Below are 14,719 nucleotides of genomic sequence, written 5' to 3'. Positions count from 1 at the left end.
TGTAACAATTTATTACCACGGTATTGACCTGCATAACACTTCACGAGTAACCTGTTATAGAAACAATAAAAAGGACTCTATAATGCGTTTAACACCTCTTGTCGCTACAATAGCATCAACTTTAGCAATTACACTCTCAAGCACTGCAATTGCAGATGAAGGCATGTGGCAACCACATCAGCTTCCAGAATTAGAATCAATATTAAAAGCCAAAGGGCTTGAAATAGATGCTAAATCTATTTCAAAATTAACCGAATTCCCGATGAATGCGGTAATTAGCCTAGGTGGTTGTACGGCATCATTTGTATCGCCAAAAGGTTTGGTGGTAACAAACCATCACTGTGCTTATGGCTCTATTCAATACAACTCAACAACCGATAATAATATTTTAGAAAATGGCTTTTTAGCTAAAACTCCAGCGCAAGATTTACCCGCAGCTCCTGGCTCTCGTGTTTATGTTACTAAAACCGTAACTAACGTTACCGACAAAGTAATTAAAGACACTCAACAGTTAAGTGCTAAAGCACGCTACGATGCCCTTGAAAAAAATGAAAAAGCACTGGTGGCTCAGTGTGAAGCCGATGAGAGCTATCGTTGTAATGTGTATTCGTTTCATGGTGGCTTAGAGTATTACCTCATTAAGTCGCTAGAAATAAAAGATGTACGCTTAGCATACGCTCCCGCTATGGGCGTAGGTAAATATGGCGGTGATATAGACAACTGGATGTGGCCGCGCCATACCGGCGACTTTGGTTTTTACCGTGCGTATGTAGGAAAAGATGGTAAACCAGCACAGTACAGCGAAGATAACGTACCTTATGAACCCGATTCTTACTTAAGTGTAAGTGCTAAAGGTGTGCAAGAGGGCGACTTTGTAATGGTAACAGGCTATCCAGGGCGTACTAACCGTTACCGTATTGCTGCAGAAGTAGATAACGTATTTAACGACAGCTATCCTAAAGCGCGTGAACATAATTCAAAATACGTAGCACTTATTGAAGAAAACGCAGAGGACGGCAGTAAAGCGCGTATAGCTTACGAAAGCACTATTGCAGGTTACAATAATTACATTAAAAACTATGGCTCAATGATAGAAAGCTTTAAAAAAGGCACCATGTTTGAGCGCAAAAAACAGTTTGAGCAAGAACTAACTCAATGGATTAATAGTGATAAAACACGCAAGCAGCAATATGGCGATGTTTTAAATGAGCTATCGGCATTAGTAGCGCAATCGCAACTGCATAGCGAGCGCGATCGTATGTTAGGTTATGTACACAGATCACAAATGATCAGTACCGCTCGCAGCTTATACCGTTTAGCGTATGAGCAACAAAAGCCAAATGCAGAGCGAGAGTCTGGATACCAAGAGCGTGACTTACCGCGCATTAAAGCTGGGCTTGAGCGTATGACGCGTCGCTTTGATGCCAATGTAGATAAAGCTATTTTACTGCACTTTTTAGAGCTTTATGCTGCACTTCCGAAAGAAGAGCGCTTTAGCGAGGTTGATAAGGCATTTAAACTACAGAATGGTTTTGATAAAGCGAAACAAAGTGCATTGCTTGAGCAAATGTATACTAAATCAACACTTGATAACGAAGTTGTACGCAATTCATTGTTTGAGCAATCGTTTAGCCAGCTAAACCAAAGCCAAGACCCATTTGTGCAATATGCTAAAGCAATATTTAAAGTAATGAAAGCTGAGGAAGATAAATCAAAAGCACTTGCAGGCAAGTTACAAGCTGCTCGCCCGCAGTTAATGAGCGCTATTATTGCCTTTAATAAAGCACAAAATAAGGCCGTATATGCAGATGCAAACAGCACATTACGAGTAACTTACGGCACAGTAGGTGGCTACTCACCTCAAGATGGCTTGGTAGCAACACCCTTTACATCGCTTGAAGGGTTACTAGCTAAAAACACCGATGTTGACCCATTTAATGCACCTAAAAAGTTACAAGAGCAAATTAAAGCCAAGCTTTATGGTGATTACACCGGCGGCATGAACACAGTACCTGTTAACTTTTTATCAAACGTAGATACAACCGGCGGTAACTCAGGCTCGCCAACACTCAATGGTAAAGCCGAGCTGGTGGGTTTATTGTTTGATGGCGTATATGAAAGCATCATTGGCGATTGGGATTATAACCCAGAACTAAACCGCTCAATTCACGTAGATTCTCGTTACATGCTATGGGTAATGGACAAGGTAGATAATGCCCAAAATTTATTAGATGAAATGAAAATAGTAAAATAAGTTAAGCGTAAAAATAAAGCCGAATCTTTATTTTAGCTGAACTTTATAGCAAATAATAAAATGCCACTTGTTATTAACAGGTGGCATTTTTATATTAAAGAATGAGAAAGGAGGTTAAATTGTGAGCTATAATTTAAGCACAACACTTTTTATACTTTTTACCACTACCGCATAAACAAGGAGAGCTACGCTCAGGGACTTTATCGAATACTTGCGGTGTAGACTTAACCAGTTTGTTGGATAGTTTGTGCGGGCGATAGTGTTAAAAAGCCATACTCCTCGCTTTTTTTCCAAAGTTTGGAAAAGAAATCCAACTCTTGGTAGTAGCAAATTTTTTGTTCATTCTGTAACTTAAATAAGTTAATCGCTAAGGCTTTATTCCACAAGAATCGACAATTTCCCGCATATTGCGCCATTTTAGCGTTAATATCGGGTGTTGTTTTTAAACGAAATTTATAAGCTTTGCGAATAATCATACTGTTATTATATACAGTCAATCAAAAAGGAACAACCCACTTAGTCGCTTCGCGACTATTGCCTTATATCACCGACCTAAAGGAACGGTGTTTTACGGCAAAAGTTGATAAATTTAAATAACTATAGACTAACAGTGGGAGTATTATTTGTGTGCAAAGGGATATATACAGGCACGTGCGACCTGATTGCAGGTGAGACATCAAAAAATATGAATCTGCATGTATTATTTATTTAGGCGTAATACTCTTTATTATTGGTTTTAGTTTATAGCTAAACTAGTTATAGCTTTAAAAGTTAACAGTGGTTGTTTTTAAAGGTTAAAAATTTCAATTGTCATTAGTATATTTCAAGTGCACTTAGTAGCATATAAGTGCTAATTTAACGCTAAGTGAATTAATAACAGGGAATATACTAATGAAACTAGAATCTTTAGCGCTGCATCATGGCTACGAATCAGAATCAACCACAAAGTCTGCAGCAGTGCCAATTTATAATACGTCATCTTATACGTTTGATAACACCCAGCATGGTGCTGATTTATTTGATTTAAAAGTACCTGGTAATATTTACACCCGTATTATGAACCCAACTAACGCAGTATTAGAGCAGCGTATCGCGGCTATGGAAGGGGGCGTAGGCGCACTGGCTGTAGCCTCTGGCATGGCAGCAATTACTTACGCAATTCAATGTTTATGTGAAGTTGGCACCAACATTGTTAGTACTAGCCAAGTATATGGCGGCACTTACAACTTATTTGCACATTCATTACCACGCCAAGGTATTGAAGCACGGATGATCAAAGCAGATGACTTTGAGGCCTTTGAAAACGCAATAGATGATAATACTCGAGCAGTATTTTGTGAATCAATTGGCAACCCTGCAGGTAATATTGTTGATATTGCCCGATTAGCCAAAATAGCACACAGTAAAGGTGTGCCCCTTATTGTTGATAACACAGTAGCAACGCCGTACTTATGCCGCCCATTCGAGCTGGGTGCCGATATAGTGGTGCATTCATTAACTAAATACATAAACGGGCACGGCACTGCCATTGGCGGCATGATTGTTGACTCAGGTAAATTTGATTGGAAAGCAAATGCAACACGCTTTGCCATGATGAACGAGCCCGATCCGTCTTATCATAATGTTGTTTATACCGAAGCCTTTGCAGAAGCCGCGTTTATTGGTCGCTGTAGAGTGGTTCCGCTTAGAAATACCGGTGCGGCACTTGCACCAAAAAATGCATCAGACATTCTAATTGGCCTTGAAACCTTAGGTTTGCGAATGGAACGTCACTGCGAAAATGCACAAAAGGTGGCTGAGTATTTACAAAAGCACCCTAAAGTTTCATGGGTTAACTATGCAGGCTTAGCGTCAAGTCCATACAACGCAATGTGTAAAAAAACAACTAATGGTAAAGCATCGGGTATATTAAGTTTTGGTATTGTAGGTGGCTTGGAAGCAGGCACTCGTTTTATCGACGCACTCAATATGATACTGCGTTTGGTAAACATCGGTGATGCTAAGTCGCTAGCGTGTCATCCTGCATCAACCACGCATCGTCAGCTTAATGATGAAGAACTCGCTAATGCGGGTGTGAGCCGTGATTTAGTGCGTTTATCGATTGGTATTGAAAATATCGACGATATTATTGCAGATGTAAGTCAAGCGCTCGATAAAGCGTAAGCTATTAATAAGTAATAACATCGTTTAAAATGCCTCTATACACTGAGGCATTTGTATTTTTTTCATTGAAAAGCATATAATTAAGTATCTAATTTGATAATCAGTTGATTTAAGTAAGCCTAGGCAGTATAGATATTATCAATAAGGTTAAATTTACCTAGAAAAATAGCTTAAAAGTGGCTAACCGCGATTATAATTGTTATGTTACTTGTAACATAATAAATTAATTACCTGTGATGAAAAAAAATAAACGCTCTTCACTTCAAAATATAGCGGATGCAGTAGGGGTAACTAAAATGACGGTAAGTCGTTATTTACGTAACCCAGAGAAAGTATCAGCAACAACTCAAATCAAAATTAAAGCAGCCATAGATTCACTTGGTTATATTGCTAATAAAGCCCCTGATTTATTATCCAATGCCAAAAGCTACTCTATAGGTGTGCTTGTCCCATCGTTAACTAATCAAGTGTTTTCGCAAGTTATTCGCGGAATTGAAGATATTACTGAGCCTGCTGGGTATCAAACAATGCTCGCGCATTATGGCTATAGCCCCGACATTGAAGAAAAGAGAGTTGAATATTTATTATCATATCATGTTGATGGGTTAATATTATCGGAAACAACGCATACCGACAGAACCCGAAAAATGATTGCTATGGCGGATATTCCTGTGGTTGAAATAATGGATATTCATCACACTCCAATACAACAAGCGGTTGGTTTTGATAACGCTAAAGCTGCTTTTGAGATGACCAATGCGCTTTTAGATAAGGGCTACCGGAATATTGTTTACCTTGGTGCAAGGTTAGATATGCGCACACAATTGAAGTTTCAAGGCTATAGCGACGCAATGTTACTAAGGGGGCTTACTCCTAAAAGTGTGATGACAAATGAAGCTTCGTCGTTTAGTTTGGGCGCTAAATTATTGCAAAAAACACGTACTGAACACCCAGATACTGACTGTATATTTTGTACTAATGATGATTTGGCTATTGGTGCTATTTTTGAGTGTCAAAGAAATAATATTTCTGTTCCTCAACACATGGGGGTTGCAGGCTTTCATGGCCATGATATTGGTCAATCTATGGTGCCTCAGCTAGCCAGTGTGATCACGCCGCGTTATCAGATTGGTAACCTTGCGGGGGCTAAATTACTCAGTCGTATTAGTTCAACAGCAGATATTGAAATACCCGATGAGCAAATATGTGATACCGGTTACGTGATTCATTTAGGTGAAAGTGTTTGATTAACTATGTCACTCATAAAGCAACCAAATATTAAACCTAGAATATTGAGTTGTAAGTGAAATATGGTGCTTGCCTCCATCAAACAGTAAAAGCTATAACACTCGAAGTAAACACCGATGCTGCTATTTAAGCACAGCACCGGACATATTCAGGGTTTTGAATAAAAATAATTTATAAAAAGAGGGAAATAATCATAGCTACAATAGCACCCGTTGTACCAATAATGGTCTCCATCACCGTCCATGTTTTCAGCGTTTGCATTTCAGTTAGGCCAAGGTAGCGATTAGCTAACCAAAAGCCAGAGTCATTTACATGCGATAAAACGATTGAGCCTCCACCAATGGCGATAGTAACCGCAGCAAGCTGAGCGCCATCTAGTCCAAGGGGCTCTAACATAGGTATAATTAAACCGCATGCTGTAAGCATAGCAACAGTTGCAGAGCCTTGAATTACGCGTACTGCGGCTGCTAATATAAAAGCTAACATAACAATCGGTAAGCCAGATCCCGCAAGCATATTACCAAGCGCTTCCCCTACACCCGAATCAACCAATACTTGTTTAAATACTCCCCCAGCGCCTGTTACCAAAATGATCACGCCAGCAGGTTGTAAGGCACTACTGCAAATTTCCATAATACGATCTTGAGGCACACCACGTTTTACACCCAGTAAATAAAATGCCATTAAACAAGCTGCAAGAATTGCAGTAAATGGGTGACCGATAAACTCTAACCAATGATGTAAGTTAGATTGTTGCTCAACAAAACGAGAGCCAATCGTATTTAAGGCAATCATTAATAATGGCAGTGCAATTAAACCTATAGCTAAGCCAAAACTAGGCTCGCCCTCACCGTCTCTAGTATTATCATTGTTTTGGGCGTGTTCAGGTAGTTCAACATGAATTGACTTAGCAATTAGCGATCCCCAAAGAGGGCCGCCAATGATCATAGCTGGAATAGCAGCAAGCAAACCAAATAAAATCATATAACCGTAATCGGCACCAAGTTGAGATGCCACTAAAATAGGGCCTGGCGCAGGGATAAGAAATGCCTGACAAGCAGCGATACCAGCAAGCAATGCGATACCTATTTTAATAACACTACCACCGCCTTTACGTACCACTGCAAATGCAATACCAATTAAAAGTACCACAGCAACATCAAAAAATAGTGGTAAAGCACATATAAAACCAGTAAAGGTGAGCGCCCAGTTAGCGTTTTTCTCGCCAAAACGATGTAATAACGTATGAGCAATACGGTCAAGCGCTCCAGTCTCTTCCATTACTTTGCCAAACATAGCACCTAATGCAACCACGACAGCAACAAAGCCTAAAGTGCCGCCCATTCCTTTTTGGATAGTTTCTGCGATCATTTGTGGGCTCATTCCAGAGAATAGTCCGGCTATCATCGAAACTAAAATTAAAGCAACAACCGCGTGTAGCCTTACTTTCATGACTAAAAAAAGTAACAGTAGAATAGAGCCTACCGCGGTTAGTATTAAAGATAAATCTGACATATATTTCCTACTTAAATCCAACTCAAATTATGGCGGTTAACTTGTGTTTAATTTCATATTATATTAAGTTACGCGTAACATGTTGCCAGTAACTTAATATAAAAATTCATTCAAAGCTAATGAATTTTTAAAAAATAGAGTGAGATTAGCTAAATGAGCCAAATAAACGCGGGTCGAATATTTATTATTATGGGTGTATCAAGCACCGGAAAGTCGAGTATTGGTTATGCGCTTGCGAAAAAGATGGACGCTAAATTTATTGATGGCGATGATTTACACCCCAAAGCAAATATTTTGAAAATGTCATCAGGGCAACCTCTAAATGACGAAGATCGTGTGCCGTGGTTAGAAAGAATTCGTGACGCTGCGTTTAGTATTGAGCAAAAAAATGAAGTGGCCGTTATTGTTTGTTCAGCCTTAAAGAAAAAATACCGAGAGCAAATATGCGAAGGAAATGTGAATATTACTTTTTTACATTTACAGGGAAGTTTTGAATTAGTTAAGCAGCGAATGCAAGATAGAAGAGGCCATTTTATGCCTACTGAGCTATTAAAAAGTCAATTCGAGACATTGGAAATCCCCCAAGCAGATGAGTTAAATGTAATTAGTATCGACATTAATAAATCATTTAAGCAGGTTGTAAGCGCTTGTTTTCAAGCTACGCAAACCGATATAAATTTAGCTAGCGGGTAACCTATAAGGTATAAATACAAAAATAATGAGTAATAAAGTAGATGCCATTTATTTCAAACGTTCAATAACAGGCTAAATTTAACAACAGTTAGTTTTAGTCTATTATTGAAGTTAAAGTTTTATAACCCAGATGGTTAGCTTACCTATTAAAACCCCAGCTATTCATTGCTTAATCGGCTCGTGGGGTTGCTAAAATCACCTTTTTTTCATCTTCAGATAAAATAATCCACTCAAAAATTTCATCATTGGTACGTCCGCAGCCGGTACATAGCCCACTGCGTCGTTGGCAAACTCCAATACAATCGGTTTTAAATTTAGACTTGCTAGTTTTTGTTTGAAAACCCATAAAACCCTATAAAAAAATTATTGTTTAGTAGCCACTGATTTGCCAATTTCTAATGAGGTAGACCACGATTTTAAACTAGATAACGTTTTACCTGTGTAGATTGAAATAACAGGGGTGTTTTCATCAAGTACGAAAGTAGTACGAATCGAGTTTTTTGACTCTTTTTGGCTTTCATGCCAATTACTTTCAAGCAAGCATTGGCGAGTAAAAGCGACAGCTTTTTGATGATCTGTTACAGCAGCCATTTGCTCTTTGTAACTATTTTGACAGCGGTAAATAACATTGTCATGATCAAACGCAGTAATTTGGCACTGTTGACCCACTAAGTGATAGTTAGTGCTCCAGCTATCCATAAATTTTGTGGTTACTTTGGTTGTTTTTAGCGATTCAAAACGGGTATCGTATGCACCTAGTAGGGTTTGAATTTTATTACATGGTGTAAGTTGATCTATGGCGGCTGTTTGCTCAGTAACAACGCTAGAACAACCTGAAATTACCAAGCCAGTAAATACTACAGAGGCTAACTTCTTCATTCAATATATCCTTTTAATTAATGAATTTAGTGCGCTATGTGCTAAAGCACACTAAATAATTTAAGTGTGCTTTTTATAGGAAGTTGTTGGTATTAAAGCTACAACTTACTTATGGCGACCTATTAAGCATTTTACTACGTCTTCAAGGGCTAAGCCTTGGCGTTGTAATAACACTGTAAGGTGATAAATTAAATCAGCAGACTCGTTTGTTAGCTCATCGTTATCGTGTTTCATTGCTGCAAGGGCAACTTCTACGCCTTCCTCGCCTACTTTTTGACAACTACGGCTTAAATCTTCTGCAAACAAAGACGCTGTATAACTTTTAGCTGGGTCGTCGTTTTTACGCGCTACAATAACATCTTCAAGTTGCGCTAAAAAGCTTAGGCTTGGTTTTGCATCATCGCCAAAACAGCTTTGTGTGCCTAAGTGGCACGTTGGGCCTTCTGGGTTGGCAAGTACTAAAATAGAATCGTTATCACAATCGGTATGCACTGACACAACATTTAAATAGTTTTGAGATGACTCGCCTTTGGTCCATAAACGCTCTTTTGAGCGCGAGTAAAAGGTTACTTTTTCAGTTTTTAATGTCACGTTAAGTGCTTCGCTGTTCATGAAGCCTTGCATTAAAATAATACCAGAGCGTGCATCTTGAATAATAGCAGGGATCATTTCACTTTTAGTGAAATCAACTTGAGTTTGGTTGTCGAGTGTTAATATCATAATCTTGCTGCCACTTGGTTATTAGTTAAAAATTGTTTTAGTTCACCAATGTTAATCACATTTTTATGAAAAACACTGGCTGCAAGTGCGCCATCAACTTCACTTTGTTTAAACACATCTACAAAATCTTGCATAGATCCAGCACCGCCTGAGGCGATAAGAGGAATATTACACAGTTCGCGTATTTTACTTAATTGCTCAATATCATAACCGTTACGTACGCCGTCTTGGTTCATACAGTTTAATACTATTTCGCCAGCACCAAGATCTTGTACACGTTTAACCCATTCTTGCGTTTTATAGCGGGTACGGCTTGACGCATTAGGATCGCCAGTAAGTTGGTACACTAAGTATTCACCGGTCACTTCATCGTAAAAGCTATCTATACCGACCACTACGCATTGCTTACCAAATTCATCGTGCAGCTCTTTTATTAGCTCAGGGCGGGCAATAGCAGGGCTGTTAATGCTGATTTTGTCTGCGCCGCGTTCAAGTACGCGAGCTGCATCGGCAACCGACTTAATACCGCCTGCCACGCAAAAAGGAATATCAATATGGCGGGCAATACTCTCTACCCAATTTACATCGAGTAAGCGTTTTTCAACACTGGCACTAATTTCGTAAAAAACCAGTTCGTCTGCACCGGCTTCGCTGTAAGCTTTTGCCATAGTTAAAATATCACCAACTACTTCATGGCCTTTAAACTTTACGCCTTTGACTACTTGGCCGTCTTTAACGTCGAGACATGGAATTATACGTTTTGATAACATGGGAAAGTCTCGCAGGTAGTGTGTTTATTTTTGAAAGTCATAGCTACTATTCTTTTCGTTAATATTTTGCATTAATAACAACAACACTAAAAACATTATTGTCAGCAAAAAGTCATATTAATAATTACCTACAGTATATATATATCTAAGCGTTATTTATAGGCGAAATATCTTATAGTTAATTACTTTTAAAGCTATTCAGAGGATTGTATAAATAACAAAAAGTGCGTGTTTACGGATGCTAATTACGTGCTGTATTAATGCGTTAACCTATAATGAACGGCTCTAAGCAGCCGCTAACTTAGCGCTTTTTAGGATATACATAGTGAAGCTGTAGGAATATTTGAGTTTTTCAGTTCAGTTCATTTAAGTTATGTATTGTTAAAATTAAATGCTCAACTTAAATTGACTTGTGGTTGGCTGTTATTAGCATGATCATGCTTTTTACTTTTATGTTCATACATTCTTTTATCCGCTTTGTTAAGTAACTCATCTAAGTTTGCTGCTTCGTCGGGATATAACGCATAGCCAATGCTCACTGTAATTAAGAGTTCGTTATCTTGCAACACAATAGGTAACTCAATAGCGTTTAAGTATCTGGTTATTTGTTTTTCTATTTGGTTGACGTTTTCAATATCGGTGCTTATAACAACGAACTCATCCCCGCCAATACGCGCGATACAGTCTGTTTTACGGGTAATATCCTTTAAACGATCGGCTATTACGGTTAATACAAAATCGCCAACTATATGGCCGTGAGTATCGTTTATTGGCTTAAGTTTATCTAAGTCAAAATATAAACGTAAGCGCGCAATTAAACCCACATACCAATATTAATGCTACCTATGCATAATTTACTCAGCATATTAACCTGAGGTAATTATGAATAAACAGCAAAAAATAAAACACTGGCAAGGCATTTTTGAGCAGCAAAAATCGAGTGGTTTAGCCATCATTCAATTTTGTCGTGATAACAACATTAACGCATCGACTTTCTATGTTTGGCGTAAACGCCTTTCTGACGAAACGATAAGGGTTAAAAAGCAACAGGTGATCCCGTTTGTTATTCATGAGCAAGCCTTTACACACCCTTCAATCATTAAACTCACCACACCAAACGGCTATCAAATAGACTTCGAGTCGACATTAGCTAACCAAACGCTAGCCAAATTATTGAGCGTACTGTGACACCTTGCACCCACCAAGTTTACTTGGTCACGGGATTCACCGACATGCGAAAATCAATCAATGGGTTAAGTATTATTGTCAGCGATACCCTATCTCTCGATCCTTTAAGCCAAGCGTGGTTCGTTTTTTGTAATAAACAACGCGATAAATTAAAAATTTTGTTTTGGGATACCAATGGTTTTTGGCTTTATTATCGTCGCTTAGAGCAAGGACGATTTCAATGGCCAAATCATGCTCAAGCACACGTAGCCATGGGGATTGAACAACGGCAGTTACAATGGTTATTATCTGGCTTACCGGTAAATAATAAAACCCGCCACTCAACTTTATCAGGGTTATCAGTGATATAAATTAACCAGAACGTTTTTTTTACTTGAACGATCTTTCCCATGTGTCATGCTATTAAAATGCCAGACACTATTCTCATCACCGAACTACAAAATCAGCTTGCACTTATGCAGGCTAAGCTTGATGGCTTAGAAAAAGATAAAATTTCACTGCAAGAAGATAAGGTTGAAATGCAATCGCGGATTGACCACTTGCTTGCTGAGCTTAAGTTAAGTAAATCCCAAAAATACGGTAAAAAAAGTGAAAAAGCCCCACGGGGCACCTTCAATGAAGCGGAGCAGCATAAAACGACTGAGCCGCCTAAACACCATAAGAAAGGTAAACAAATACTGGCTGAGCACTTTGAACGAGAAGAGGTTGAGCACACCTTAACCGAGTTAACGTGTCAGTGTTGCGGTGAACAACTACATCAATGTGGTAGTGAAGACAGCGAGCAAGTGAAGATTATTCCGGCGAAAGTCAGTGTCATTAAGCACAAACAATTTAAATATGCTTGCAGACATTGCGAGCATGAACAATTGGCCAGTAAAATAATCACCGCGCCTAAACCCAAGCAGCCTATTCCTGGCAGCATTGCGAGTCCAGAAGCGTTATCGGCGGTTGTTACGGGCAAATACTGCGATGCCTTACCGCTTTATCGTTTCGTTGACATACTGGGCCGTGGCGGCCTTGAACTATCGCGCGGAACATTAGCTAATTGGTGTATTAAAGCGGGCCTGCTAATCAGCCCCTTAGTGGCAGCCATGCAACGTCACTTGCTTAGTGAGCACAGTTTATGTGCCGATGAAACCCGTACACAAGTGTTAGATGAAGGTGACAACCCTAGCAGCAATTCCTACATGTGGGTTTATCGCAGCAATGAGGTCAGCCGTGAGCCTGTCGTGATTTACGATTACCAAGCAGGTCGAAGTCGCGCTTGCGCAAAAGAATTTCTTGCCGGTTATCAAGGCTATTTACAGTGCGACGGTTACCGTGTTTATGACGGTATTGAAGGCATTACCCCTGTTGGTTGCTGGGCACACGCTAGACGCAAATATAACGATGCCTTAAAAGCAGAGTCGAAAAACAAAGGTCGAGCGCATAAAGCCATCAGCTTTATCAGCCAATTATATAAACTGGAAACCCACGCTAAAAACAAACAGTTATCTCCTCAAGCGCGGTATCAGTTACGACAAGAAAAAGCCTTACCCATATTAATGCACTTTAAAGCGTGGCTTGATGAAGCCGAAGGTAAAGTAACGGCGGGGAGTTATATTGGCAAAGCGATAAAATACACGCTTAATCAATGGCCGAAATTAATGCGGTATAGTGAAGATGGCGAACTAGGGATTGATAATAATATTACTGAGCGAGATATTCGGCCGTTTACCACTGGTAGAAAAAACTGGCTATTCTCAAAATCGGTTAATGGTGCTCAGGCCAGCGCGATACTTTATAGTATTGTGATGACCTGCCGTGCCAATGACATCAATCCTTATTACTACTTTGTGCATTTATTTAAAACGTTGCCGAATCGAGATGAGGGTGATGATGATTTTACCGACCTAATGCCGTGGAATGTGCAGCTAGACTTCGATTATAACTAAGCGCACTGCTTAAATGCGCGCTTACATATAAACAAGCTACTTTACTGTTCTCTTGTTTAGCTTTTCTAAACTCACATTCAGCAAACTTTGTTAGGCTGTTACGGTTTGCAAGCCCTGTTAAATAATCGGTTTGAGCTAGTTGTGCGCTGTTGTCATTTGCAAGGTAGGTTGTATGGCTAGATTCAAATACATACATAGAGAGCATACCAATATAATGCATACCCGAAATAGCACTGCCCATTACCAGCGCTGCTAAGAAGTTAACCCGCTTTTGTTTATTTTGCGTTGTTTGGCGTAATTCATTTATTTTTAAAGCTAAACCCGAAAGTGCTACGGCAACAAATACAGAGAACGTAAACAGAATGGGCTCATAAGCCATATGCGCTGGCATTATCATGGCTATCATACCTACGTAATGCATACTGCAAATACCTAAGCCCATAAGTATACTTCTAAACCATAAGTGTTTAAAACGCTCTAAATTAGGGGATATAACAAAATAACTAGCAAATATACTGGGTAAAATTGAAACTAGTGTTATAGGTATATTGTATCTTACAGGAATAGGGAGTTGGTAGGCTAACATGCCAACAAAATGCATTGCCCAAATACCTGCACCTAAAAAGCATGATGACAGTAGGGTCCAAAAAAGCTTTTCGTTTTTAAGTTGCGCGCCTTTAATACGAGCAGAAAGTAAAAATGAAATATAAGATGCAAATACCGCTGTGAATACAGATGCTAAAACAAGTATGGGGTCATATTTGGCTGTGTTCACCGCTGCTTTGAGCATTTCTGGCGTTACAAAATGTAGCGTTAAATGATTAGTCAATGCGGTCCCTCACCTTAATTATAAGCTCTAAGGGCCTATTTATGAATAACTTAAGTATAGTATACAAATATAGTGTTGACCATTAAATGCTTAACTGAAAAATATTACTTTGGGTTATTTTAGTACCGTTAGTATGAGGGTTTTTAGAGGTTTTATAACGGGGAAATAGGGTTAAGCAAGTTGGTTATGTTAAGTAAGTTGCGATATAAAATGAGTTTGTTGGATTAACTATGGAGTTAGCTTTAACGTATTGATAATAAAAGTATGAAGTAACATTGTTTTAATACTTCAGAGGTAAGCACTTTTTAAGTGCATCAGTACTTACAGCGCGTGGGCCATGGCGCTAATAGCGGGGCTGTTGTTAACGCTCGCCATAGAAGAGATATTAATTATGCTGCCATAATCGCTATTTTTCATGTGAGGAGCCACTAATTGACAAAGTCGGCACATGGTAAACACATTCATATCAAATACGCGTTTAAATTGGCTACTTTAATGTCGCAAGGGTTTTATTTACCTGTACCAT

16 protein-coding genes are annotated in these 14,719 nt (G+C 39.1%); 7 read left to right on the top strand and 9 right to left on the bottom strand.

Annotated elements, in window-relative coordinates; translation table 11 throughout:
* Window positions 1–82: 82 nt before the first annotated feature.
* Entirely contained in the window at window positions 83–2,254 is a 2,172-nt protein-coding gene (locus CIK86_RS17700; RefSeq protein WP_086997434.1) for a S46 family peptidase, read from the top strand.
* Window positions 2,255–2,387: 133 nt separating this feature from the next.
* On the opposite strand, the gene CIK86_RS17695 is transcribed toward CIK86_RS17700, so the two are convergent.
* Both CIK86_RS17695 and CIK86_RS17690 read right to left on the bottom strand, forming a co-directional pair.
* Window positions 2,388–2,486, bottom strand: coding sequence for an SEC-C metal-binding domain-containing protein (locus tag CIK86_RS17695; protein WP_254910752.1), 99 nt, complete (start codon window positions 2,484–2,486; stop codon window positions 2,388–2,390).
* Window positions 2,479–2,730 carry a helix-turn-helix domain-containing protein gene (locus tag CIK86_RS17690; RefSeq protein ID WP_257010479.1) on the bottom strand — a complete coding sequence of 84 codons (252 nt, stop codon included), beginning with the start codon at window positions 2,728–2,730 and terminating at the stop codon, window positions 2,479–2,481. Before CIK86_RS17690 ends, CIK86_RS17695 begins: the two co-directional genes overlap by 8 nt.
* A gap of 415 nt (window positions 2,731–3,145) precedes the next feature.
* Between CIK86_RS17690 and CIK86_RS17680 the strand changes: the two genes are divergently transcribed.
* Together CIK86_RS17680 and gntR are read left to right on the top strand one after the other, a co-directional pair.
* Window positions 3,146–4,417 carry an aminotransferase class I/II-fold pyridoxal phosphate-dependent enzyme gene (locus tag CIK86_RS17680; RefSeq protein WP_086997553.1) on the top strand — a complete coding sequence of 424 codons (1,272 nt, stop codon included), beginning with the start codon at window positions 3,146–3,148 and terminating at the stop codon, window positions 4,415–4,417.
* 236 nt (window positions 4,418–4,653) lie between these two features.
* On the top strand, window positions 4,654–5,664 hold the full coding sequence (gene gntR / locus CIK86_RS17675; RefSeq protein WP_086997549.1) for a gluconate operon transcriptional repressor GntR: 1,011 nt from the start codon (window positions 4,654–4,656) through the stop codon (window positions 5,662–5,664).
* A 172-nt stretch (window positions 5,665–5,836) separates the two neighbouring features.
* Here gntR and gntU read toward each other — a convergent pair whose 3' ends face one another.
* On the bottom strand, window positions 5,837–7,180 hold the full coding sequence (gene gntU, locus CIK86_RS17670) for a gluconate transporter (protein ID WP_086997545.1): 1,344 nt from the start codon (window positions 7,178–7,180) through the stop codon (window positions 5,837–5,839).
* 153 nt (window positions 7,181–7,333) lie between these two features.
* Between gntU and CIK86_RS17665 the strand changes: the two genes are divergently transcribed.
* A complete protein-coding gene (locus CIK86_RS17665) occupies window positions 7,334–7,873 on the top strand; it encodes a gluconokinase (RefSeq protein ID WP_011330104.1) in 540 nt (179 codons plus the stop codon).
* Window positions 7,874–8,042: 169 nt separating this feature from the next.
* Here CIK86_RS17665 and CIK86_RS17660 read toward each other — a convergent pair whose 3' ends face one another.
* The 5 genes from CIK86_RS17660 to CIK86_RS17640 all read right to left on the bottom strand — a co-directional run bounded on the left by CIK86_RS17660 (window position 8,043) and on the right by CIK86_RS17640 (window position 11,066).
* Window positions 8,043–8,219 (bottom strand): DUF1289 domain-containing protein, encoded by a 177-nt coding sequence (locus tag CIK86_RS17660; RefSeq protein ID WP_086997542.1) that lies wholly within the window; start codon window positions 8,217–8,219, stop codon window positions 8,043–8,045.
* A gap of 17 nt (window positions 8,220–8,236) precedes the next feature.
* Complete coding sequence (locus tag CIK86_RS17655; protein WP_086997539.1) at window positions 8,237–8,752, bottom strand: hypothetical protein; 516 nt, start codon at window positions 8,750–8,752, stop codon at window positions 8,237–8,239.
* Between the two features lie 105 nt (window positions 8,753–8,857).
* Entirely contained in the window at window positions 8,858–9,472 is a 615-nt protein-coding gene (gene hisIE, locus CIK86_RS17650; protein ID WP_086997536.1) for a bifunctional phosphoribosyl-AMP cyclohydrolase/phosphoribosyl-ATP diphosphatase HisIE, read from the bottom strand.
* The gene (hisF, locus tag CIK86_RS17645; protein ID WP_011330107.1) at window positions 9,469–10,242 is read right to left on the bottom strand and encodes an imidazole glycerol phosphate synthase subunit HisF; all 774 of its coding nucleotides are present in this window, start codon (window positions 10,240–10,242) and stop codon (window positions 9,469–9,471) included. Before hisF ends, hisIE begins: the two co-directional genes overlap by 4 nt.
* Before the next feature lie 395 nt (window positions 10,243–10,637).
* Complete coding sequence (locus CIK86_RS17640; RefSeq protein WP_254910753.1) at window positions 10,638–11,066, bottom strand: GGDEF domain-containing protein; 429 nt, start codon at window positions 11,064–11,066, stop codon at window positions 10,638–10,640.
* A 58-nt stretch (window positions 11,067–11,124) separates the two neighbouring features.
* On the opposite strand from CIK86_RS17640, the gene CIK86_RS17635 reads away from it, so the two are divergent.
* Genes CIK86_RS17635 through CIK86_RS17625 form a run of 3 tightly spaced genes read left to right on the top strand, consistent with a single transcriptional unit; the run spans window position 11,125 to window position 13,364 of the window.
* Complete coding sequence (locus CIK86_RS17635; protein ID WP_013465796.1) at window positions 11,125–11,430, top strand: hypothetical protein; 306 nt, start codon at window positions 11,125–11,127, stop codon at window positions 11,428–11,430.
* Window positions 11,427–11,780 carry an IS66 family insertion sequence element accessory protein TnpB gene (gene tnpB, locus CIK86_RS17630; protein ID WP_254910727.1) on the top strand — a complete coding sequence of 118 codons (354 nt, stop codon included), beginning with the start codon at window positions 11,427–11,429 and terminating at the stop codon, window positions 11,778–11,780. The genes CIK86_RS17635 and tnpB overlap by 4 nt, the downstream gene beginning before the upstream one ends.
* Before the next feature lie 39 nt (window positions 11,781–11,819).
* The gene (locus tag CIK86_RS17625; protein WP_096317117.1) at window positions 11,820–13,364 is read left to right on the top strand and encodes an IS66 family transposase; all 1,545 of its coding nucleotides are present in this window, start codon (window positions 11,820–11,822) and stop codon (window positions 13,362–13,364) included.
* Here the strand turns inward: CIK86_RS17625 and CIK86_RS17620 are convergent.
* Window positions 13,315–14,193, bottom strand: coding sequence for an MHYT domain-containing protein (locus CIK86_RS17620; protein ID WP_254910702.1), 879 nt, complete (start codon window positions 14,191–14,193; stop codon window positions 13,315–13,317). The genes CIK86_RS17625 and CIK86_RS17620 overlap by 50 nt on opposite strands.
* Window positions 14,194–14,719: the final 526 nt, after the last annotated feature.

Source organism: Pseudoalteromonas sp. JB197 (genome assembly GCF_002332205.1).
GTDB lineage: Bacteria > Pseudomonadota > Gammaproteobacteria > Enterobacterales > Alteromonadaceae > Pseudoalteromonas > Pseudoalteromonas nigrifaciens.
The sequence above is the reverse complement of the archived record's forward strand: the minus strand, read 5'-3'. Positions and strand labels throughout refer to the sequence as shown.

Coding starts and splice junctions, on each gene's coding strand:
- CIK86_RS17635 (WP_013465796.1), top strand. CDS start 11,125: ATGAATAAACAGCAAAAAATAAAACACTGGCAAGGCATTTTTGAGCAG.
- CIK86_RS17625 (WP_096317117.1), top strand. CDS start 11,820: ATGTGTCATGCTATTAAAATGCCAGACACTATTCTCATCACCGAACTA.
- CIK86_RS17655 (WP_086997539.1), bottom strand. CDS start 8,752: ATGAAGAAGTTAGCCTCTGTAGTATTTACTGGCTTGGTAATTTCAGGT.
- CIK86_RS17690 (WP_257010479.1), bottom strand. CDS start 2,730: ATGATTATTCGCAAAGCTTATAAATTTCGTTTAAAAACAACACCCGAT.
- CIK86_RS17700 (WP_086997434.1), top strand. CDS start 83: ATGCGTTTAACACCTCTTGTCGCTACAATAGCATCAACTTTAGCAATT.
- CIK86_RS17665 (WP_011330104.1), top strand. CDS start 7,334: ATGAGCCAAATAAACGCGGGTCGAATATTTATTATTATGGGTGTATCA.
- gntR (WP_086997549.1), top strand. CDS start 4,654: ATGAAAAAAAATAAACGCTCTTCACTTCAAAATATAGCGGATGCAGTA.
- hisIE (WP_086997536.1), bottom strand. CDS start 9,472: ATGATATTAACACTCGACAACCAAACTCAAGTTGATTTCACTAAAAGT.
- CIK86_RS17680 (WP_086997553.1), top strand. CDS start 3,146: ATGAAACTAGAATCTTTAGCGCTGCATCATGGCTACGAATCAGAATCA.
- gntU (WP_086997545.1), bottom strand. CDS start 7,180: ATGTCAGATTTATCTTTAATACTAACCGCGGTAGGCTCTATTCTACTG.
- hisF (WP_011330107.1), bottom strand. CDS start 10,242: ATGTTATCAAAACGTATAATTCCATGTCTCGACGTTAAAGACGGCCAA.
- CIK86_RS17660 (WP_086997542.1), bottom strand. CDS start 8,219: ATGGGTTTTCAAACAAAAACTAGCAAGTCTAAATTTAAAACCGATTGT.